The sequence below is a fragment of the Streptomyces sp. NBC_01498 genome, assembly GCF_036327775.1.
Classification (GTDB): Bacteria; Actinomycetota; Actinomycetes; order Streptomycetales; family Streptomycetaceae; genus Streptomyces.
On the sequence record NZ_CP109598.1, the window covers coordinates 2,844,671 to 2,864,747 of the forward strand.

The window sequence follows — 20,077 nt, forward strand, 5'->3', positions numbered from 1 at the left end:
GGCCCCACACCGACCCCGGCAGACCCGCACCGACCCCCGCAGCCCCGCACCCGCCCCGGCACCGGCCGCACCCGCCCCGTGAAGCACGGCGCACCGGCCCCAGTCCGGTGCGCCGGATCGCGTACGTGGCTCGTGCGCGTGGCTCGTGCGCGTGGCTCGCGTACGTCGCCCGCGCGCCTCCCGCGGCGCTCCGAAAGCGTCCGCCTCCCCGATCATTTCCCGGCCGACGGCCCCACGACGGTACGCATACTGAGATGCTGGTACCGCAGGCCGGACGCGGAGCGCGGACGCAGATCGACATGGGGGCGACACGGTCGTGGAGGACAGGGTACGAGTGGTCATCGCCGAGGACTCGGTGCTCCTGAGGGAGGGCCTGACCCGGCTGCTGACCGATCTGGGGCACGACGTCGTCGCCGGTGTCGGGGACGGCGAGGCGCTGGTGAAGACCGTCGGCGACCTGGCCCGCGAGGGCGCCGCGCCCGACGTCGTGGTGGCGGACGTACGGATGCCGCCGACCCACACCGACGAGGGGGTCCGGGCCGCCGTCCAGCTGCGCAAGGACCACCCGGAGGTCGGGGTGCTGGTGCTGTCCCAGTACGTGGAGGAGCGGTACGCGACCGAGCTGCTCGCGGGCAGCAGCCGGGGTGTCGGCTATCTGCTGAAGGACCGGGTGGCGGAGGTCCGGGAGTTCGTGGACGCGGTCGTCCGGGTGGCCCGGGGCGGTACGGCGCTGGACCCCGAGGTGGTGGCGCAGCTGCTCGGCCGGAGCCGTAAGCAGGACGTGCTGGTCGGGCTGACCCCCCGGGAGCGCGAGGTGCTGGGCCTGATGGCGGAGGGCCGGACGAACTCGGCGATCGCCCGGCAGCTCGTGGTGAGCGACGGCGCCGTGGAGAAGCACGTCAGCAACATCTTCCAGAAGCTGGGCCTGTCGCCGAGTGACGGAGATCACCGGCGGGTGCTGGCCGTGCTGACGTACCTCAACTCCTGACGGTGTCCGACGGCACGTCACACAGGGGTCATGAGGGGGGCGCGCGACGGGTCCTAGTCCAAAAGACTGAGTTCACATCAGTACAGACAGGTATGAACACAGAGCGCCCGAGGGCGGAGAAAACATGGCAAATTGCCACAGGCACGCATCTCGAATTGCCGTCCATCATACGAGCGGCCAAGGGAAGGTGACCCTTACCGACGTAGGGTGGCCCCTGGGTGTGCCGGTCGCTCCGCCCCGCCCCAGCAGCCGCCTCGAGGGAGGTCCAGTTCAGTGACCAGCCAGGTCAGTAGCCCAGCCGAGCAGGCCGACGAGGCTGACGACATGAATGAGTCCGTCGTCGGCGAACAGCTTCTCGTGACCGCCGTGACCACCATGACTGACGTGAACGCCGTGACCGACGCGAACGGCACGTCCGGTGCGCCGGGCACGGTCGGCGCTGTCGGCGCTGTCGGCGCTGTCGGCACGGTCGGCGCCAAAGAGGTCCGTCGTCTGGATCGGGTGATCATCCGCTTCGCGGGTGACTCGGGTGATGGCATGCAGTTGACGGGTGACCGGTTCACGTCGGAGACGGCGTCGTTCGGGAACGACCTGTCGACGCTGCCGAACTTCCCGGCCGAGATCCGGGCGCCCGCCGGCACCCTGCCGGGTGTCTCCTCGTTCCAGCTGCACTTCGCGGACCACGACATCCTGACCCCGGGTGACGCGCCGAACGTACTGGTGGCGATGAACCCGGCCGCGCTGAAGGCGAACATCGCGGACGTGCCGCGGGGCGCCGAGATCATCGTCAACACGGACGAGTTCACCAAGCGCCCGATGGCCAAGGTCGGCTATCTGACCTCGCCGCTGGAGGACGGGTCGCTGGACGGCTACCAGGTCCACCCCGTCCCGCTGACGACGCTGACGATCGAGGCGCTCAAGGAGTTCGGGCTCTCCCGCAAGGAGGCCGAGCGGTCGAAGAACATGTTCGCGCTGGGCCTGCTGTCGTGGATGTACCACCGGCCGACCGAGAGCACCGAGCGGTTCCTGCGGACGAAGTTCGCGAAGAAGCCGAACATCGCCGAGGCCAACGTGGCGGCGTTCCGGGCGGGCTGGAACTTCGGCGAGACGACCGAGGACTTCGCCGTCTCCTACGAGGTGGCCCCCGCGACCACCGCGTTCCCGACCGGCACGTACCGCAACATCTCCGGCAACCTGGCGCTGTCCTACGGTCTGATCGCCGCCGGACAGCAGGCGGATCTGCCGGTGTATCTGGGGTCGTACCCGATCACCCCGGCCTCCGACATCCTCCACGAGCTGTCGAAGCACAAGAACTTCGGAGTCCGCACCTTCCAGGCCGAGGACGAGATCGCCGCCATCGGCGCGGCGCTCGGCGCCGCGTTCGGCGGGTCGCTCGCCGTGACGACGACCTCCGGCCCCGGTGTGGCGCTGAAGTCCGAGACGATCGGTCTGGCGGTGTCGCTGGAGCTGCCGCTCCTGGTGGTCGCCATCCAGCGCGGCGGGCCCTCGACGGGCCTGCCGACCAAGACCGAGCAGGCCGACCTGCTCCAGGCGATGTACGGCCGCAACGGCGAGGCCCCCGTCCCCGTCGTCGCCCCCCGCACCCCGGCGGACTGCTTCGAGGCCGCGCTGGAGGCCGCCCGGATCGCGCTCACGTACCGCACTCCGGTCTTCCTCCTCTCCGACGGCTACCTCGCCAACGGCTCCGAGCCCTGGCGCATCCCCGAGGCGGACGAACTCCCCGACCTCGGCGTCCAGTTCGCGACCGGCCCCAACCACACCCTGGCCGACGGCACCGACGTGTTCTGGCCGTACAAGCGCGACCCCCACACGCTCGCCCGTCCCTGGGCCGTGCCCGGCACCCCCGGCCTCGAACACCGCATCGGCGGCATCGAGAAGCAGGACGGCACCGGCAACATCTCCTACGACCCGGCCAACCACGACTTCATGGTCCGCACCCGCCAGGCCAAGATCGACGGCATCGAGGTGCCGGACCTGGTCGTGGACGACCCCGACGGCGCCCGGACCCTGGTGCTCGGGTGGGGTTCCACGTACGGCCCCATCACCGCCGCCGTACGCCGTCTGCGCACCGGCGGCCACCCGATCGCGCAGGCGCACCTGCGCCACCTCAACCCCTTCCCGCGCAATCTGGGCGAGGTGCTGAAGCGCTACGACAAGGTCGTGGTCCCGGAGATGAACCTGGGTCAGCTCGCCACCCTGCTGCGGGCCAAGTACCTGATCGACGCGCACTCCTACAACCAGGTCAACGGCATGCCGTTCAAGGCCGAACAGCTCGCCACCGCCCTCAAGGAGGCCATCGATGCCTGACACGGCCCACGTCAACGAGCTGCTGTCCCTCGTGCCCAAGGCCGAGGCCAAGCAGACGATGAAGGACTTCAAGTCCGACCAGGAAGTCCGCTGGTGCCCCGGCTGCGGCGACTACGCGGTGCTGGCCGCCGTCCAGGGCTTCATGCCGGACCTCGGCCTCGCCAAGGAGAACATCGTGTTCGTGTCGGGGATCGGCTGCTCCAGCCGCTTCCCGTACTACATGAACACCTACGGCATGCACTCCATCCACGGACGCGCGCCGGCCATCGCCACCGGGCTCGCCACCTCCCGCCGTGACCTCTCCGTCTGGGTCGTCACCGGTGACGGCGACGCCCTGTCCATCGGCGGCAACCACCTCATCCACGCCCTGCGCCGCAACGTCAACCTCAAGATCCTGCTCTTCAACAACCGGATCTACGGACTGACGAAGGGCCAGTACTCGCCCACCTCCGAGGTCGGCAAGATCACCAAGTCGACGCCGATGGGCTCGCTGGACGCGCCCTTCAACCCGGTGTCGCTGGCGATCGGCGCGGAGGCGTCCTTCGTCGCCCGCACCGTCGACTCCGACCGCAAGCACCTCACGAGCGTGCTGCGCCAGGCCGCCGACCACCCGGGCACGGCGCTGGTGGAGATCTACCAGAACTGCAACATCTTCAACGACGGTGCCTTCGAGGCCCTCAAGGACAAGGAGCGCGCCCAGGAGGCGGTCATCCGCCTGGAGCACGGGGCGCCGATCCGCTTCGGGGCCGACGGCTCCAAGGGTGTCGTACGGGCCCCGGACTCCGGTGACCTCGTGGTCGTGACGGTGACGCCGGAGAACGAGCACCGGATCCTGGTGCACGACGCGCACGCCGCCAGCCCCACCACGGCGTTCGCCCTCTCCCGTCTCGCCGATCCCGACACGCTCCACCACACGCCGATCGGTGTGCTGCGGAGCGTCCAGCGGCCGGTGTACGACACGCTGATGAACGAACAGCTCGACACCGCCGTCGAACAGCACGGCAAGGGCGACCTGTCCCGCCTGCTCGCGGGCAACGACACATGGACGGTCGCGGGCTGATCCGTCCGTCACACTCCGGGCCCGGATCTCGTCTCCGTACGAGGTCCGGGCCCTGTCGTTGCCCTGTCGTTTCCCCGCCGCCGACTGTCATGACCGTATGCCGATACGGACATGACAGCCCGGCCCGTCCGGCGTTACCTTCATCGAACAGATGTATGCGACACGGGAGGGAGGGCCGGTGACCTCGGACGGCGAACAGCGGGCAGGGCTGCTGTACGGGATCGGTGCCTACGGCATGTGGGGCCTGGTCCCGCTGTTCTGGCCCCTGCTGAAACCCTCCGGCGCGGTGGAGATCCTCGCCCACCGGATGGTCTGGTCACTGGCCGTCGTGGTGATCGCGCTCCTGGTGGTACGGCGCTGGGCCTGGGTACGGGAACTGCTGGCCCAGCCGCGCAAGCTCGGCCTCCTGGTGGTCGCCGCCGCCGTGATCAGCGTCAACTGGGGCCTCTACATCTGGTCGGTGAACACCGGCCATGTCGTCGAGGCGTCACTCGGGTACTTCATCAACCCGCTCGTCACCATCGCCATGGGCGTCCTGCTCCTCAAGGAACGGCTGCGGCCCGCCCAGTGGGCGGCGGTCTTCATCGGCCTGGCCGCCGTTCTGGTGCTGGCGATCGGCTACGGGCAGCCGCCCTGGATCTCGCTGACCCTGGCGTTCTCGTTCGCGACGTACGGCCTGGTGAAGAAGAAGGTCAACATCGGCGGCCTGGAGTCCCTGGCCGCCGAGACCGTGGTCCTGTTCCTGCCCGCGCTCGGCTATCTGGTCTGGCTCGGGATCTCGGGCGAGCTGACGTTCGGGGCGGCGGGACCGGGCCACGCCGCGCTGCTGGCGGCCACGGGTGTCGTGACGGCCGTCCCGCTGGTCTGCTTCGGCGCGGCGGCGATACGGGTACCACTGTCGACCCTGGGCCTGCTCCAGTACCTGGCCCCGGTCGCCCAGTTCCTCCTCGGCATCCTCTACTTCCACGAGGCGATGCCCGCCGAACGATGGGCGGGCTTCGGGCTGGTGTGGCTGGCCCTGTCGCTCCTGACGTGGGACGCGCTGCGGACGTCACGCCGTACGCGGGCGCGGGCGGAGACGCTGCGCCGGGCGGAGGCCGAGTCCCAGGCACAGGCACTGGCTCAGGCGGAGGCCCAGGCGGCGATCCGCACCCAGTCACCCGACGCGGCACGGACGAGCCTGGCGGCGGGCGGCGAGTAGGTCCACCCGGAACGCGCCTGTCCGGCACCCGGCACCCGGCACCCGGCACCCGGCGAGGAACGCGCGCCGCCGAGCCGGGGAGCCGGGGAGCCGAACGAGGGGTCAGGGTCGGCCCGGTTCGCGCGGGGCGGTCGGCCCGGAACCTTCCGTCGGATTTCCGCCAGCACCTCGCGCCCCGACGCGCCACGCTGGCTGCCATGACCATGACCCACCAGCCCCGGCCCCTCGCCCCCAGCGCCCTGAAGGAACTCCGCGTCCGCGACGACGCCGGGCGCCCGATGAGCCCCTACGTAGACGAGGAAGGCGGCGCCCCGCTCCGCTGCTGCCTGCGCAGAAGCGCCGTGGGCGACCGCATCGCCCTCGTCTCGTACGCCCCGCTGCGCCGCTGGGCGGCGGAGACGGGCGCCGAGCCCGGGGCGTACGACGAGCAGGGCCCGGTCTTCGTCCACGCCGAGGACTGCGGCGGACCGGACCCGGACGGCACCGGCTACCCGTGGGCCCGCCCCGGCGTCCTGCGCACCGTCCGCCGCTACGACAGCGAGGGGCACATCCTGGGCGGCCACCTGGTGGAGCTGCCCGACGACGCCGACGCTGCCTTGGACCACGCCCTGACGGGAGCCTTCGCCGACCCGGACACCGCCCAGGTCCACGTGCGAGACGTCGAATACGGCTGCTACCTCTTCCGGGTCGACCGGCCCTGAGAGGGGAGGAACCGGCCGCCGGGTCGTACGAACACCGACCGGACGATGCGGCGAGCGGTCCGCCACGGGGCGACCGACCTCGTAGCGGCGGTCAACGAGCGCCTGTCAACGAGCGGTTGTGACCAGCAGATTCGAACCGCCTCCAGGGCCGCATCCCGAACAGGAAGCGGGTCGCCCGCGTGCGGCGGACCAGCAGGTCGTACGCGGTGAGGGTGAGGACGAGGGCGATCACCACGAGCACGGCGTACTCGACCAGGATCGGCGCGGACCAGCCGGTCACGAAGTAGGCGACCGCGACCACGATCGGCTGGTGCAGGACGTACAGCGGCAGCACGGCCGCGGCGAGACAGCCGTACAGGCGCCGACGCCTCGTCGGGGCCGGGTCCGGGTCCGGGTCCGTACGCGGTTGCTCCGGGCGCCGACGGTCGAGGAGACCCGGGATGGCGATCACCAGACACCATCCGGCCGCGCCGAACAGCGCCCGTGAGGCCGTGGCCAGGGCGGTCATCTCCGTGAAGGGCTCGTCGGCCAGGGCGAACCCGGGTCCGGCCGCCACGAACAGCAGGGCGCCGAGCCGGGCCGCGATCCCGGCGTCGCGCCGCATCACGGTGCGGAAGCGGTCGTCGCCGGCGAGCGCGAAGCCGGCGACGAAGAACAGCAGGTACGACCAGCGGTGCCAGCCCGCGTACTGCTCCTCCAGCCCCGCGAACGCACAGATCGCCGCGAAGGCGAGGGCCGGCAGGAACACGACGCCCCGCCGGTGCAGGCTCGCCTCCGCCACCAGGCCGACGACGCGGCGGACGCGTTCGCGCGGCAACCACCGGTGGAACGGCACCAGCATGAGGGAGAACACCAGGAGGAGCACGACGAACCAGAGATGGCCGGTCTCGAAGTGCTCGCCCTGGACGACGAAGGGGAACTCCCCGGGCTCCAGGCGCACGTCGTAGAAGCGGGGCAGGAAGCCGAGGTACGACTCGCGGTAGCCGGCGTCGGCCGAGCGCAGCCGCAGCCACTGCGGCAGCGGGTTCAGCGCGAGGGTCGCGAAGACCAGCGGAACACCGAGCCGCAGCAGCCGCTCGCCGGCGAAGCCGCCCGCGCCGCGACGCTGAAGCGAATGCCAGGCACCGAGACCGGAGATGAGGAACAGCAGCGGCATGGCCCAGACGACCCCGAACCCGGCGATGATCATGACGGCTTCGGTGGTCTCGGCGTTCTTCACGTAGAAGTCGTCGTCGGCTGCGAACACGAGCGCCGAGTGGAAGAACACCAGCCCGACCACGACCAGCATCCGGATCGCGTCCAACTCCGCCCGCCGCTCCGGTAACGGTGCCCCCGCCGGTTCCGCGCGCGTCGCCATGTCCGTGCCCCCCGTCGCCCGTACGGCACCAGTGTGGGAAGGGCGGGCGCCGGGCGCCACCCCCGTAACGGACTCGGCCGTGCTCAGTGGCAGCCCTGCGAGGCGGCGGCTGCCCGTCGTACCGGTGCGCACACAGCGAAACGACCTCGGAACACCACGGTCAGGCCGATCCGGATTCCCGTCTCCCGCTGCCGAGTTGAGGAGTCCGGGCGATGCCCGTCGGGCGAAGGGCGGCCTGTTCCCGCCGAGCCCGGACAGGGCGCGCGCTCCATCCTTGACGCGGTGCGGGTCTCGCTCGCGGTCGGTTGAGCGGCGTTCGAGCCCGAAGGCCCCGAGCCTCATTCTCTGCCGTCGGCAAGGCACGCCGGGCAGTTCACGGCGCGCCGCCACTCGTCGGTCTCGCCGTCGGGAGTACCCGCCCCGCAGACCGCCTGCCGGGTGAGGTGGTCCAGAACGCGTAGACGGTGCACGGTCAGTACGTCGTCCCCGACCGTGCCGGGGACAATCTCGCGAGGGTCGTTCGTCATGGGCTTCGCACCTGTCATGTCGTGCCTCTTGTCTTCTACGGGTGGAACCTGCCGAACGGTCCGTCTCACCGGGGGTACCGAACGGACGCGCGCCGGTTCACCTCGGCGACCAGCGCCCGCAGGCGCGCCATGGTGGCGGACTGCGGCCGGTCCACGTCCTCGGGCCGCTCCGGTACGGGGGTGGCCGGGTCCCGGTCCTCGTCCTCGTCCTCGTCGGTCACCGCTCCAGCCCCCCGCGCAGACCGGCCGCGACTCTCCTGAGAACGGCGGGGGTTGGCGGCGCGTAGCCGGTACGCGGCACCCAGGACGGGGCCAGCCGCCAGAACCCGCCGTCCTCGACGAGGGTGTGCAACAGCTCGACCTCGCTCACCGGCGAGGGGTTCTCGTGCCCGGGGGCGCTTGCTTCGTCCGTCACCGCTCTCCTCCAACTCGTCCTGTCGCTCTGGGCAACGCGACGACTACGCACAGCGCTACGCTTGTCAGGGCGCGAAGCCATAAGACCCATAAGACCGCCGTGAGGGGATGCGAACCGTGGGGGCACTGGAGCCGAACGCAGCACTTGAGCGGCTGTATCGCGAGACCGGGTGGACGATGCGGCAGCTCGCCCAGGAGATCAACCGCGTCGGAACCGAACGGGGAACCCCTCTCAAGTACCAACAGCCGTCAGTCACACAGTGGTTGAACGGCCAGTTGCCCAAGGAGAGCGCGCGGCCGGTCATCCTGGAGGCGTTCGCCCGGAGACTGCTCCGCCCCATCACGCACAGCGAGGCAGGCTTTCCCGCACCCCGGAGGGGGTCGACGCCCCAACCACCCACGCTGGACGGGCTTGTCGACCTCGGAAGGCAGGACATGGACCCGTCCCGCCGAGGCGTACTCGGCGTGGGGCTTTTCTCGGTGGCGCTCACCATTCCGGGCTGGCCCGATGCGGTCGGCCGCATGGATGCCATGAGGACCGATCCCAAGCGGCGCGTCGGGCAGGCTGAAATTCAGTCGGTAAAGGACATGACCGACCGTCTGTCCGACCTTGACGACGACTTCGGTGGACGCTACGCACGCCCCATGGCTGCCGCCTTCCTGGTGAATACCGTTGCCCCGTATCTCAAGGCAACGGCATCGAGCGAAACTCGCAAATCGATGATCTCCGCTGCCTCCCTCCTCTGCTATCTGACCGGATGGATGGCGGTGGACGAGGGAGCGCACGGTCGGGCGCAGGAGTATTACGTAAAGAGTCTGGAACTCGCGGGTGCCAGCGGCGATCGCATGACCTATTGCCATGTGCTGCGGGGCATGTCGGTGCAGGCCGCGAATCTCGGCCACGGCGCACCGGCGGTACGGCTCGCGAACGCCGCCGCAGAAGCCTCACCCGATTCCGGCGCCCGCATGCGCGCCTTCATGGCGGGACAGCAGGCCCACGCGTACGCCCTGGCAGGCGAGAAGACGAACGCGTTGAACAGTCTGCGCGAGGCGGAACGCGCCGTGAATCAGGCGGAAAGCCAAGGAAGAAGGTTCGGTGGTTTCAGCTCGGCAACCTTGGCGTACGCCACTGCGGAAGTTCGACATGCCTTGGGGGACCCGAAGGGAAGCGTGGAGTCTCTGCACGATCACTTCCGCCTCCGGGACTCCACGGACAGGCAGCGCAGTAAGCTGATCTTCAGTTCGCTGCTTGCCGAAAGGCAACTTCAAATCGGTCACCTGGAGGCGGCGTGCACCACGTGGAACACCATTCTGGATGAGTACCCGGCGATTCACTCGGGTCGGATCGACGGACAGGTGAGGAGAATTCCCTCGCTCCTCTCGCCCTACCGGTCCAACCCACTGGCCCGGCAGATCTACGAACGCTCGCGCGAACTCAGCGCGAAGTAGGGGCGCCACCGCGCCGACCTTCCATCGCTCAGGGCATGTCCGGCCCCGCCAGCCCCGAGGTCCATGCCCGTTGTTCCGCCGTGTCCGGGACCAGCAGGCCGCGGGCGGCCTTCAGGGCCGACCACGCCTCCGCCTCCGTCGTGCCGCGCAGGATCAGGAGTGCGGCTGCCAGGAGTGACGCGCGGCCTATGCCCGCGCGGCAGTGGGTGACCACGTGGGCGCCCGACGCGAGGTCCGCCGTCAGGGCGCGGAGGGTGGGAAGGACCATCGGCAGGTCCGGAGTCGTACGGTCCGGGATGGGGAGCCAGACGTGGCGCAGCCCCGCCGACTCCGCCGCCGACTCCTCGTCCGTCAGGTCCAGTTCCGCCAGTTCGGGATCGGTCAGCGCGCAGACCAGCACGTCCACGCCCGCCGTGCGCAGCGCGCGCATCTCGTCCTCCAGCCAGTCGCCGCCCCGGGGGCGGGCCATGGTGCTGAGCCGGCCGGGGCCGGGCAGGGCGACGGTGAACAGAGTGGGTCGCATGACAGGAGCATAGGTGTCCGGAGTTCGAACACGCGTGTCCGGATTTCGCCTCTTGACGGTGGCTCAGGCGCACATCGACCATCAGCACGCGTCAAGCACACCTTCCGTCAGTCCCCCGTACGGAATCAGGAGCCCCCACATGAAGCTCGCCACGCTCACCGCTCCCGCACGTGCTGTCCTCGTCGGTGCCCTCGCGATCGGCGGGCTGTTCGCCGCCGGCGCCCCGGCGCCCGCCGCGACGGCGCCCACGCCCGCGCCCGCCAAGGTCCTCGCCGCGCCCGACATATCGCTCACCAACGTCAAGGCGCACCTCACCCAGTTCTCCTCGATAGCCGCCGCCAACGGCGGCAACCGGGCCCACGGCCGCCCCGGCTATCTGGCCTCCGTCAACTATGTGAAGGGCAAGCTGGACGCGGCCGGGTTCACCACCTCCGTCCAGCAGTTCACCTCCGGCGGGCGCACCGGCTACAACCTGATAGCCGACTGGCCCGGCGGCGACCCGAACCAGATCCTGATGGCCGGGGCGCACCTCGACTCCGTGACGACGGGCGCCGGGATCAACGACAACGCGTCGGGGTCCGCCGCCGTCCTGGAGACCGCGCTCGCGGTGTCCAGAGCCGGGCTCCAGCCGACAAAGCATCTGCGGTTCGGCTGGTGGGGCGCGGAGGAGCTGGGGCTGGTCGGCTCGCGCGCCTACGTGAGCAGCCTGCCGTCCGCCGAGCGCGCCAAGTTCGACGGCTATCTCAACTTCGACATGATCGGCTCGCCGAACCCGGGCTACTTCGTCTACGACGACGACCCGACGATCGAGCAGACCTTCAAGACGTACTTCGCCGGGCTCGGCGTCCCGACGGAGATCGAGACCGAGGGCGACGGCCGTTCGGACCACGCCTCGTTCAAGAACGTCGGCATACCGGTCGGCGGGCTGTTCACCGGCGCCGGGCGTACGAAGACGACTGCCCAGGTCCAGAAGTGGGGCGGCACGTCGGGCCAGGCGTTCGACCGCTGCTACCACTCGTCGTGCGACACGACGGCGAACATCAGCGACACCGCCCTGAACCGCAACAGCGACGCCGCCGCCTACGCGATCTGGGCGCTGGGCGTCTGACCACCCGGTGACCGCAGGTGAGCGTCCGCGCACCTGAGCAGCACCCGGGCAGCACCCCGAGCAACATCTGAGCAGCACCCGGGCAGCGCCCGAGCGGCACCGTCAGGCACTGACGCCCTTGCCCGCTCCCGTACCGGACAGTGGTCCGCCCCGCCGTACGCTTTCGTACGGCGGGGCGGACCCACTCACGCGCGGCGAGGACGTGACGTCGCCGCGTCTCGCGCTACTTCGCCGCGTTGGCCGCCTTCACCAGCGTGTCCTGGGTGACCGCGCCGACGTAGACCTCGCCGTCGTCCGTCATCAGGGCGTTCACCAGGCGGGTCTTGAAGACCGTGCCCGAACCGAACTTGCCTTCGACCTTGTCGCCGAGAGCGTCCAGGAACTGCCGCGCCTCGGCGGGCGCGTCCTTCGTCGCCCCGCCCGGCCCCTTGCCCCCGGTGTCGAGCCGGACCACGGTGGTCCAGCCCTCGCCGATGACGTTCGGCTCGCTGCCGGGGCCCATGACACCGTCGGCGTCCTTGAGGTCCTTCAGGCCCTCGGGCGCCTTGTGGGTGTCCTTCCCGCCGGCGCGCTCCGCCTCGTCGGCCTCCGTCACCTTCGCGCCCTTGGGGGGCGTGAAGTCGAAGGTGGACGCGGCGGGCCGGGAGAAGTCGACCTTGGTGAAGCCGACGTCGATGGCGGCCTTGCCGCCGCCGCTCGGCCGCAGGGTGAATTTCAGCGGCGTACCGGTCTCGGAGTCGACCGCCACCGTGACCGAGCCGATGGTCGAGCCGGACTGCTTGGGCTTGATCAGCAGCTGGTAGGCGTCCCGGCCGGCGACGCGCGCCGTGCCGTCCACCGTCACCGCCGTGGTGTCGCCCGCGGCCTTCAGCGCCTCACGCGCGAAGTCGCGGGGGGTGGCGGGCAGGTCCTCCGGGACCGGCCCGCCCTTGTCGGCGCCCTTGCCCGCGTCCCTGCCGGGGGACTTCGCGGCGCCACCCGGGACCTCGGCGTGGTACGCCTCGTTGGAGGCGCTGTCGTACGCCCACACCTCGTCGTCGTTGTGGATGAGGCTGTACTCGTCGGCGCTGTCGAGGATCGACACCCGCTGCCGCTCGGGCCCGTCGGCGGCGACCCGCAGGGTGTGCTCGCCGGTGGCCAGCTCCATCGCGCGGGCGGTCGGGTCGGCGGCCGAACCGCTGCCCCCGGCGCCGCCCTTCGGCGCGAACGCCCCGGCGGCGGAACCGCCGAGACCGCCCAGCGACGGGAAGCCCAGGTCGGTGGAGACCTTGACCGTGCCCGAGAACCGCTCGGTCTCGGACGCCGCGATCTTCTCGATCAGCTCCTCGGCGCTGATCTTCGGCAGGTCGGGGTCGCCCGACGCGGCGAGCGCGGGGACGAGTCCGATGGTCGCCGCGGCCACACCGGCCACCGCGATCGGGACCACGTAGCGGGACGCTCTGCCACGGCCCGCCGGAGCGTCGCCGGACTCGCCGGACCGGCCGGTGATCAGTGCGCTGTCGTTCGGTGCCATGTGTGCGTTACCTCCGTGGTCGGCGGCTCCGGACCCTGCGCTTACCCACCCTGCCGCCATTCTTACCTGTCGTGGTCCGGGTGGGTGTTGTCCATCAGACCAAATCGGCCGCGCGGAGGCGTCAGCCCGGGGGAGCAACCTGGCGTACTGCTGCGGTATGACGATCGGAGCCGTACCCTCCCCCATCCAGTAGGGGTCGGGGGTGTGCGACCAGGGGCGCCAACGGGCGTACGCGGCGGGCCCGGTGGGCCGGTAAGGCCGGCCCGCAGGGGGGACCAGGGAAGTCGGCCGCGCGCGAACAGCCGGCCCACTCCGGTGGACGACGGCAGTCGGCCGCGCGGGAACGGCCGGCCCACTCCGGTGGACCAGGCGGGTCGGTCCGCCGGACGAGGACGCGCGCGCCACCCGCCCGACCAGGCGGATCGGCCCCCGGACGGAAACGCCCGACCAGGACGGTCAGCCCGCCCGGTGCACCACCGCGTCGCACAGCTCCAGCAGCGCCGCCTTCGCGTAGCACTCCGGCAGCGGCGCGAGCGCGGCACGCGCCTCCTCCGCGTACCGGACGGTGTCCCGCCGGGCCTGCTCCAGCGCCGGGTGGGCGCGCAGCCTGCGCAGGACCTCGGCGTGCCGGGCGTCGTCCGTCAGGTCCCCGTCCAGCAGCGCGACCAGTTCGACGTCGTCCGGGCGGCCGTGCTCCTGGGCCTGGGCGCGCAGCAGCAGCACCGGCAGGGTGGGGATGCCCTCGCGGAGGTCGGTGCCGGGGGTCTTGCCGGACTCGTGGGAGTCGCTGGCGATGTCGAGGACGTCGTCGGCGAGCTGGAAGGCGACGCCGAGCCGTTCGCCGTACTGGGTGAGGATGTCGGTGACCGCCTCGCCCGCACCGGAGGTCAGGGCGCCGAAGCGGCCGGACACGGCGAACAGCGCGCCGGTCTTCCCGGCGAGCACGTCGAGGTAGTGGCCGACCGGGTCGCGCCCGTCGCGCGGTCCCGCCGTCTCCAGGATCTGGCCCGTCACCAGCCGTTCGAACGCCTCGGCCTGGATGCGTACGGCCTCCGGGCCGAGGTCGGCCAGGATGTGCGAGGCGCGCGCGAAGAGGAAGTCGCCGGTGAGGACCGCGACGGAGTTGCCCCAGCGGCTGTTCGCGCTGCCGACACCCCGGCGAACGTCCGCCTCGTCCATCACGTCGTCGTGGTAGAGCGTCGCCAGGTGGGTCAGCTCGACGACCACGGCCGCCGGGACGATGCCGGGGGCGTACGGGTCGCCGAACTGGGCCGCCAGCATCACGACCAGCGGCCGGAACCGCTTGCCGCCCGCCCGCACCAGGTGCTGGGCCGCCTCCGTGATGAAGGGGACGTCACTCTTGGTGGCTTCGAGGAGACCCGCCTCCACGGCCGACAATCCGCTCAGGACATCGGCTTCAAGAGCCGGGTCCCGCACGCTCAGCCCGAACGGCCCGACGACGGTCACGAGGGATACTCCTGTCTGCTGACGATCACATGGATTGTCGATGTGTCGCTGCTGTCATTCAAGTCAGCGTATCCGGTCGGGATTCGATCACCATGGGCGCCTTCCCGGCTCCGCCCGTATGTTCGCGATAAGTAAATAAGACAGGAACTGACCCCATTTGCCGGTACGTCCTGCCCGATCGGGCTACCCCGGCACGGCACCCCAACGCCCCTCCCCAGTCCGGCCATTCAGGTCATAGCGCGCGCTTCGCCCCTCCCGTCGGCGGGCGGCCCCCACGTAACGTGTCCCCCATCGATCCGGAAAGCGAGGCAGTACCCATGCCCGAGCAGAGCCCGCTCGAACTGGCCGAGGGCGATCCCTTCGGTCCGCACAACCTCCCCTACGGCGTCTTCAGCACGGCCGACGAGCCCGACCGCCGCCGGCTCGGCGTCCGTATCGGCGGGTACGTGCTCGACGCCGGGGCCGCCGCGCAGACACTGGGCTCCCCGTACGCGGCGCTGCTGGCCCAGCCCTGTCTCAACCCGCTGATGGCCGCCGGACGCACCGCCTGGCGCGATGTGCGCCGGGCCCTCACCGCCTGGGTCACGGTCCCCGCGCACCGCCCGGACATAGAGCCGCTGCTGCACCCGCTCGGCGCCGTCACGATGCGCCTGCCGTACGAGGTCGCCGACTGGGTCGACTTCTACGCCAGCGAGCACCACGCCACCAACCTCGGCCGGATCTTCCGGCCCGGCGGCGAGGCCCTGACCCCCAACTGGAAGCACCTGCCGATCGGTTACCACGGCCGCGCGGGCACGGTCGTCGTCTCGGGGACGGACGTGGTGCGCCCGTCCGGGCAGCGTAAGGGCCCCGCCGACGCCGAACCGGTCTTCGGCCCCTCGGTCAGGCTCGACATCGAGACGGAGGTCGGCTTCGTGGTCGGCGCCCCGTCGCCGATGGGCCGCCCGGTCCCGCTGTCCGCCTTCGAGGACCACGTCTTCGGTCTGTCGCTGCTCAACGACTGGTCGGCGCGGGACATCCAGGGCTGGGAGAACGTGCCCCTGGGGCCCTTCCTGGGCAAGTCCTTCGCCACGTCCGTGTCGGCCTGGGTGACCCCGCTGGAGGCCCTGGACGCGGCGCGGGTGGCTCCCCCGGCCCGTACGCACCGGCTGCTGCCGTATCTGGACGACGCGGACGAGGAGGTACCCGGCGGCTTCGACCTGCGGATCACGGTCAGCCTCAACGGCCAGGTCCTCGCCGAGCCGCCCTTCGCCGGCATGTACTGGACGGCTGCCCAGCAGCTGGCCCACATGACGGTGAACGGCGCCTCGCTGCGTACGGGCGACCTGTACGGCTCCGGCACGGTCAGCGGCCCCGAGCGCGCGCAGCGCGGGTCCCTGATCGAGCTGTCGTGGAACGGCACCGAGCCGATCGAACTGGCGGAGGGGGTGCGGACGTTCCTGGAGGACGGCGACGAGGTCACCCTCACCGCCTGGGCGCCGGGCCCGGACGGCGTCCGGGTCGGCCTGGGCGAGGTCACCGGCCGGGTGGTCGCCGGGTGAGGACGGGCCTGCGTCCGCTGCTGGCCCTGCTCCTGGTGCTGCTGGGGGTACTGGCGGCGGCGCTCGCCCTGCGGGGCCGCGGGCCCGAGCCCGGCTACGAGGACGGCTACACCTTCGGCCGTGACAAGGGCCCGGCCGGCCATCTGGGCGGCGCCGACGCGTCCGACACCGGGGCGGCCGAGTCCGAGTGCGGCGAGCACGGGGAGAGCGACGGCATACGCGTGAACGACCGCTGGACGGCCGGCTGCGTGGACGGCGCGCTGCGCCTGCCGAAGAATCCGCCGCCCGCCCCCTGAGCGGCCGGTCCCGGCCGGGAGGCCGGTGGACGGCGAAGGGCGCGGCCTCGGCGAGCGGCCCGTGGACACCGAGGGGCCCGGCCTCGGCGAGCGGCCCGTCGGCGCCGAGGGGCGCGGCCCGGCCGGGAGGTCCGTGAGCGCCGAAGGGCGCGGCGCGGCTCAGCGGCGTGAACGGCGAGCGGTCCGTGAACGGCGAAGGCCCGGCCTCGGCGAGCGGCCCGTCGGCGCCGAGGAGCCCGGCCCGGCCGGGAGGCCCGTGAACGCCGAAGGGCCCGGCCCGGCTCAGCGGCGTGAACGGCGAGCGGTCCGTGAACGCCGAGGGGCCCCACCGGATGTCGGTGGGGCCCCTCGGCATGTACGGACGGGCGCGGGATACGCGCTACCGCACGAAGACACCCGCCTGGCTCGCCAGGTCCAGGAAGTACTGCGGGGCGACGCCCAGCACCAGCGTGACCGCGACACCCACCCCGATCGTCGTCATCGTCAGCGGCGAGGGCACGGCGACCGTGGGGCCGTCCGCCTTCGGCTCGCTGAAGAACATCAGCACGATGACCCGGATGTAGAAGAACGCGGCGATCGCCGACGAGATCACACCGACCACCACCAGCGCCCCGGCCCCACCGTCCGCCGCCGCCTTGAAGACGGCGAACTTGCCGGAGAAGCCCGAGGTCAGCGGGATACCGGCGAAGGCCAGCAGGAACACCGCGAAGACCGCGGCCACCAGCGGCGAACGCCGTCCGAGACCCGCCCACTTGGACAGGTGCGTCGCCTCGCCGCCCGCGTCGCGCACCAGTGTGACCACGGCGAACGCGCCCACCGTGACGAACGAGTACGCCGCCAGGTAGAAGAGGACGGACGAGATGCCCTCGTCGGTCATCGCGATCACACCGGCCAGGATGAAGCCCGCGTGCGCGATCGACGAGTACGCCAGCAGCCGCTTGATGTCCGTCTGGGTGATGGCGACGATCGCACCGAAGACCATGGTGAGGATCGCGACACCGAACATCACCGGCCGGAAGTCCCAGCGCAGCCCCGGCAGGACGACGTACAGCAGCCGCAGCAGGGCGCCGAACGCCGCCACCTTCGTCGCGGCGGCCATGAAGCCGGTGACCGGGGTGGGCGCGCCCTGGTAGACGTCCGGGGTCCACATGTGGAACGGCACCGCGCCCACCTTGAAGAGCAGGCCCATGAGGATCATCGCGCCGCCGATGAGCAGCAGCGCGTCGTTGCCCATGGTGTCCGCGAGGACCGGGTCGACCGTGGTGACCGAGCCGTCGACGACGGCCGCGATGCGCGCGTACGACACCGAGCCCGCGTAGCCGTAGAGCAGCGCGATGCCGAAGAGCAGGAACGCGGACGAGAAGGCGCCGAGCAGGAAGTACTTCACCGCGGCCTCCTGCGACATGAGCCGCTTGCGGCGGGCCAGCGCGCACAGGAGGTAGAGCGGGAGGGAGAAGACCTCCAGCGCGATGAACAGCGTCAGCAGGTCGTTGGCCGCCGGGAAGACCAGCATGCCGGCCACCGCGAACAGCGCGATCGGGAAGACCTCGGTGGTGGTGAACCCGGCCTTGACGGCGGCCTTCTCGCTGTCGCTGCCGGGCACCGAGGCGCCCTGGGCGGCGAAGGAGTCGACCCGGTTGCCGTGGCTGGCCGGGTCGAGGCGGCGTTCGGCGAACGTGAAGACCGCGACGATCGCCGTCAGGAGGATGACGCCCTGGAGGAACAGCGCGGGGCCGTCCACGGCGATCGCGCCCATCGCGGCGAGCTGCGCCTTGGTGCCGCCGTACCCGTTCGCCGCCAGGGCGACCACTGCGGCGAACGCGGCGGCCAGCGAGACGACCGAGAGGAAGAGCTGCGCGTAGTAGCGCCCCTTCCTCGGGACGAACGCCTCCAGCAGGATGCCCACGACGGCGGCGCCCAGCACGATCAGTGTGGGGGCCAGCTGCGCGTATTCGATGTCGGGGGCCGGGATCTTGTCGATTCCCGGCGCCGCCGCCGTTGTCCACAGGCTGTGGACAGCTGTCGCACTCACGGGGCGGCCTCCACCTCGGGCTTGGGGTCGGTCTTCTGTACGTCACTCATGGTGTGCTCCACCGCCGGGTTCACGATGTCGGTCAGCGGCTTCGGGTAGACGCCCAGGAAGAGGAGGAGCACGATCAGCGGCGTGACGACCGCCAGCTCACGGAGCTTCAGGTCCGGCATGGTGCGGACCGACTCGTTCACCGGGCCGGTCATGGTGCGCTGGTAGAGCACCAGGACGTACAGCGCGGCGAGCACGATGCCCAGGGTCGCGATGATGCCGATCACCGGATACACGCTGAACGTGCCGACCAGGACCAGGAACTCGCTCACGAACGGGGCGAGCCCCGGCAGCGAGAGCGTCGCCAGACCACCGATCAGGAACGTGCCGGCCAGCACCGGGGCCACCTTCTGCACCCCGCCGTAGTCCGCGATGAGCCGCGACCCGCGCCGGGAGATCAGGAAGCCGGCGACCAGCAGCAGCGCGGCCGTCGAGATGCCGTGGTTGACCATGTACAGCGTCGCGCCCGACTGGCCCTGGCTGGTCATCGCGAAGATGCCCATGATGATGAAGCCGAAGTGCGAGATCGACGCGTAGGCGATGAGCCGCTTTATGTCGCGCTGGCCGACCGCAAGCAGCGCTCCGTAGACGATGCTGATCAGCGCCAGCACCAGCACCACGGGGGTGGCCCACTTGGACGCCTCCGGGAAGAGCTGGAGGCAGAAGCGCAGCATCGCGAACGTGCCGACCTTGTCGACCACCGCGGTGATCAGGACGGCGACGGGCGCGGTGGCCTCGCCCATGGCGTTGGGCAGCCAGGTGTGCACCGGCCACAGCGGCGCCTTGACGGCGAACGCGAAGAAGAAGCCCAGGAACAGCCACCGCTCCGTGCTCGTCGCCATGTCCAGCGAGCCGTTGGCGCGGGCCTCGGCGATCTCGGTCAGCGAGAAGGTGCCCGCCGACACGAACAGGCCGATGACGGCGGCCAGCATGATCAGCCCGCCGGCCAGGTTGTAGAGGAGGAACTTCACGGCCGCGTACGACCGCTGGGTGGCGGCCGCCTCGTCGCCGCCCGCGTGGGCCCGGTCCCCGAAGCCGCCGATGAGGAAGTACATCGGGATCAGCATGGCTTCGAACAGGATGTAGAAGAGGAAGACGTCGGTGGCCTCGAAGGAGAGGATCACCATCGCCTCGACCATCAGGATCAGGGCGAAGAAGCCCTGCGTCGGCCGCCAGCGGGTGTTCTTCGTCTCGACGGGGTCGGCGTCGTGCCAGCCCGCGACGATGATGAAGGGCATCAGCAGCGCGGTCAGTCCGAGGAGCACCGCGCCGATGCCGTCCACACCCAGCTCGTACCGGACGCCGAAGTCGGCGATCCAGGCGTGCGACTCCGTCAGCTGGTAGCGGTCGCCACCGGGTTCGAAGCGGACCAGCACGATCGCCGCCAGGACGAGCGTGGCGAGCGAGAAGGCCAGCGCGATCCACTTGGCGGCGGTGCGCCGGGCGGCCGGGACGGCCGCCGTGACGATCGCGCCGATCGCCGGGACGGCCGCCGTCGCCGTCAGAAGAGGGAACGACATCCGA

Annotated in this window: 18 protein-coding genes; 9 read left to right on the forward strand and 9 right to left on the reverse strand. The window is 71.0% G+C overall.

What is annotated here, in order from left to right:
* Positions 1-316 precede the first annotated feature (316 nt).
* The 5 genes from OG875_RS11915 to OG875_RS11935 all read left to right on the forward strand — a co-directional run bounded on the left by OG875_RS11915 (position 317) and on the right by OG875_RS11935 (position 6,278).
* Positions 317-988, forward strand: a complete 672-nt coding sequence (locus OG875_RS11915; RefSeq protein ID WP_330174190.1) for a response regulator transcription factor — start codon at positions 317-319, stop codon at positions 986-988.
* 273 nt (positions 989-1,261) lie between these two features.
* The gene (locus OG875_RS11920; RefSeq protein WP_330174191.1) at positions 1,262-3,316 is read left to right on the forward strand and encodes a 2-oxoacid:acceptor oxidoreductase subunit alpha; all 2,055 of its coding nucleotides are present in this window, start codon (positions 1,262-1,264) and stop codon (positions 3,314-3,316) included.
* Complete coding sequence (locus OG875_RS11925; protein ID WP_330174192.1) at positions 3,309-4,376, forward strand: 2-oxoacid:ferredoxin oxidoreductase subunit beta; 1,068 nt, start codon at positions 3,309-3,311, stop codon at positions 4,374-4,376. Before OG875_RS11920 ends, OG875_RS11925 begins: the two co-directional genes overlap by 8 nt.
* 235 nt (positions 4,377-4,611) lie before the next feature.
* On the forward strand, positions 4,612-5,577 hold the full coding sequence (gene rarD, locus OG875_RS11930) for an EamA family transporter RarD (RefSeq protein WP_330177712.1): 966 nt from the start codon (positions 4,612-4,614) through the stop codon (positions 5,575-5,577).
* Positions 5,578-5,780: 203 nt separating this feature from the next.
* Positions 5,781-6,278: a DUF1203 domain-containing protein gene (locus OG875_RS11935; protein WP_330177713.1), complete on the forward strand. Its 498-nt coding sequence runs from the start codon at positions 5,781-5,783 to the stop codon at positions 6,276-6,278.
* Between the two features lie 91 nt (positions 6,279-6,369).
* On the opposite strand, the gene OG875_RS11940 is transcribed toward OG875_RS11935, so the two are convergent.
* From OG875_RS11940 to OG875_RS11955, 4 genes are all read right to left on the reverse strand, one after another.
* A complete protein-coding gene (locus OG875_RS11940) occupies positions 6,370-7,635 on the reverse strand; it encodes an acyltransferase family protein (RefSeq protein WP_330174193.1) in 1,266 nt (421 codons plus the stop codon).
* 338 nt (positions 7,636-7,973) lie between these two features.
* On the reverse strand, positions 7,974-8,162 hold the full coding sequence (locus tag OG875_RS11945; protein WP_330174194.1) for a hypothetical protein: 189 nt from the start codon (positions 8,160-8,162) through the stop codon (positions 7,974-7,976).
* A 65-nt stretch (positions 8,163-8,227) separates the two neighbouring features.
* Positions 8,228-8,383, reverse strand: a complete 156-nt coding sequence (locus OG875_RS11950; protein WP_330174195.1) for a hypothetical protein — start codon at positions 8,381-8,383, stop codon at positions 8,228-8,230.
* Positions 8,380-8,577 (reverse strand): hypothetical protein, encoded by a 198-nt coding sequence (locus OG875_RS11955; protein ID WP_330174196.1) that lies wholly within the window; start codon positions 8,575-8,577, stop codon positions 8,380-8,382. The genes OG875_RS11950 and OG875_RS11955 overlap by 4 nt, the downstream gene beginning before the upstream one ends.
* Before the next feature lie 116 nt (positions 8,578-8,693).
* Here OG875_RS11955 and OG875_RS11960 point away from each other — a divergent pair, with 116 nt between their 5' ends.
* A complete protein-coding gene (locus OG875_RS11960; RefSeq protein WP_330174197.1) occupies positions 8,694-10,025 on the forward strand; it encodes a tetratricopeptide repeat protein in 1,332 nt (443 codons plus the stop codon).
* A 28-nt stretch (positions 10,026-10,053) separates the two neighbouring features.
* On the opposite strand, the gene OG875_RS11965 is transcribed toward OG875_RS11960, so the two are convergent.
* Positions 10,054-10,548: a protein-tyrosine phosphatase family protein gene (locus tag OG875_RS11965; protein ID WP_330174198.1), complete on the reverse strand. Its 495-nt coding sequence runs from the start codon at positions 10,546-10,548 to the stop codon at positions 10,054-10,056.
* 139 nt (positions 10,549-10,687) lie between these two features.
* Here OG875_RS11965 and OG875_RS11970 point away from each other — a divergent pair, with 139 nt between their 5' ends.
* Complete coding sequence (locus OG875_RS11970; protein ID WP_330174199.1) at positions 10,688-11,656, forward strand: M28 family metallopeptidase; 969 nt, start codon at positions 10,688-10,690, stop codon at positions 11,654-11,656.
* 223 nt (positions 11,657-11,879) lie between these two features.
* Here the strand turns inward: OG875_RS11970 and OG875_RS11975 are convergent, their stop codons facing one another.
* The gene (locus OG875_RS11975) at positions 11,880-13,169 is read right to left on the reverse strand and encodes a DUF2092 domain-containing protein (RefSeq protein WP_330174200.1); all 1,290 of its coding nucleotides are present in this window, start codon (positions 13,167-13,169) and stop codon (positions 11,880-11,882) included.
* Between the two features lie 456 nt (positions 13,170-13,625).
* Complete coding sequence (locus tag OG875_RS11980) at positions 13,626-14,636, reverse strand: polyprenyl synthetase family protein (RefSeq protein ID WP_330174201.1); 1,011 nt, start codon at positions 14,634-14,636, stop codon at positions 13,626-13,628.
* Between the two features lie 317 nt (positions 14,637-14,953).
* Between OG875_RS11980 and fahA the strand changes: the two genes are divergently transcribed.
* Positions 14,954-16,177: a fumarylacetoacetase gene (fahA, locus tag OG875_RS11985; protein WP_330174202.1), complete on the forward strand. Its 1,224-nt coding sequence runs from the start codon at positions 14,954-14,956 to the stop codon at positions 16,175-16,177.
* Entirely contained in the window at positions 16,174-16,473 is a 300-nt protein-coding gene (locus OG875_RS11990; RefSeq protein WP_330174203.1) for a hypothetical protein, read from the forward strand. The genes fahA and OG875_RS11990 overlap by 4 nt, the downstream gene beginning before the upstream one ends.
* Before the next feature lie 379 nt (positions 16,474-16,852).
* Here the strand turns inward: OG875_RS11990 and nuoN are convergent, their stop codons facing one another.
* Both nuoN and OG875_RS12000 read right to left on the reverse strand, forming a co-directional pair.
* Positions 16,853-18,505 carry an NADH-quinone oxidoreductase subunit NuoN gene (gene nuoN, locus OG875_RS11995; protein ID WP_330174204.1) on the reverse strand — a complete coding sequence of 551 codons (1,653 nt, stop codon included), beginning with the start codon at positions 18,503-18,505 and terminating at the stop codon, positions 16,853-16,855.
* A complete protein-coding gene (locus tag OG875_RS12000; RefSeq protein WP_330174205.1) occupies positions 18,502-20,073 on the reverse strand; it encodes an NADH-quinone oxidoreductase subunit M in 1,572 nt (523 codons plus the stop codon). The genes nuoN and OG875_RS12000 overlap by 4 nt, the downstream gene beginning before the upstream one ends.
* Positions 20,074-20,077: the final 4 nt, after the last annotated feature.

Coding starts and splice junctions, on each gene's coding strand:
- OG875_RS12000 (WP_330174205.1), bottom strand. CDS start 20,073: ATGTCGTTCCCTCTTCTGACGGCGACGGCGGCCGTCCCGGCGATCGGC.
- OG875_RS11925 (WP_330174192.1), top strand. CDS start 3,309: ATGCCTGACACGGCCCACGTCAACGAGCTGCTGTCCCTCGTGCCCAAG.
- OG875_RS11970 (WP_330174199.1), top strand. CDS start 10,688: ATGAAGCTCGCCACGCTCACCGCTCCCGCACGTGCTGTCCTCGTCGGT.
- OG875_RS11965 (WP_330174198.1), bottom strand. CDS start 10,548: ATGCGACCCACTCTGTTCACCGTCGCCCTGCCCGGCCCCGGCCGGCTC.
- OG875_RS11935 (WP_330177713.1), top strand. CDS start 5,781: ATGACCCACCAGCCCCGGCCCCTCGCCCCCAGCGCCCTGAAGGAACTC.
- OG875_RS11975 (WP_330174200.1), bottom strand. CDS start 13,169: ATGGCACCGAACGACAGCGCACTGATCACCGGCCGGTCCGGCGAGTCC.
- rarD (WP_330177712.1), top strand. CDS start 4,612: ATGTGGGGCCTGGTCCCGCTGTTCTGGCCCCTGCTGAAACCCTCCGGC.
- OG875_RS11945 (WP_330174194.1), bottom strand. CDS start 8,162: ATGACGAACGACCCTCGCGAGATTGTCCCCGGCACGGTCGGGGACGAC.
- OG875_RS11940 (WP_330174193.1), bottom strand. CDS start 7,635: ATGGCGACGCGCGCGGAACCGGCGGGGGCACCGTTACCGGAGCGGCGG.
- fahA (WP_330174202.1), top strand. CDS start 14,954: ATGCCCGAGCAGAGCCCGCTCGAACTGGCCGAGGGCGATCCCTTCGGT.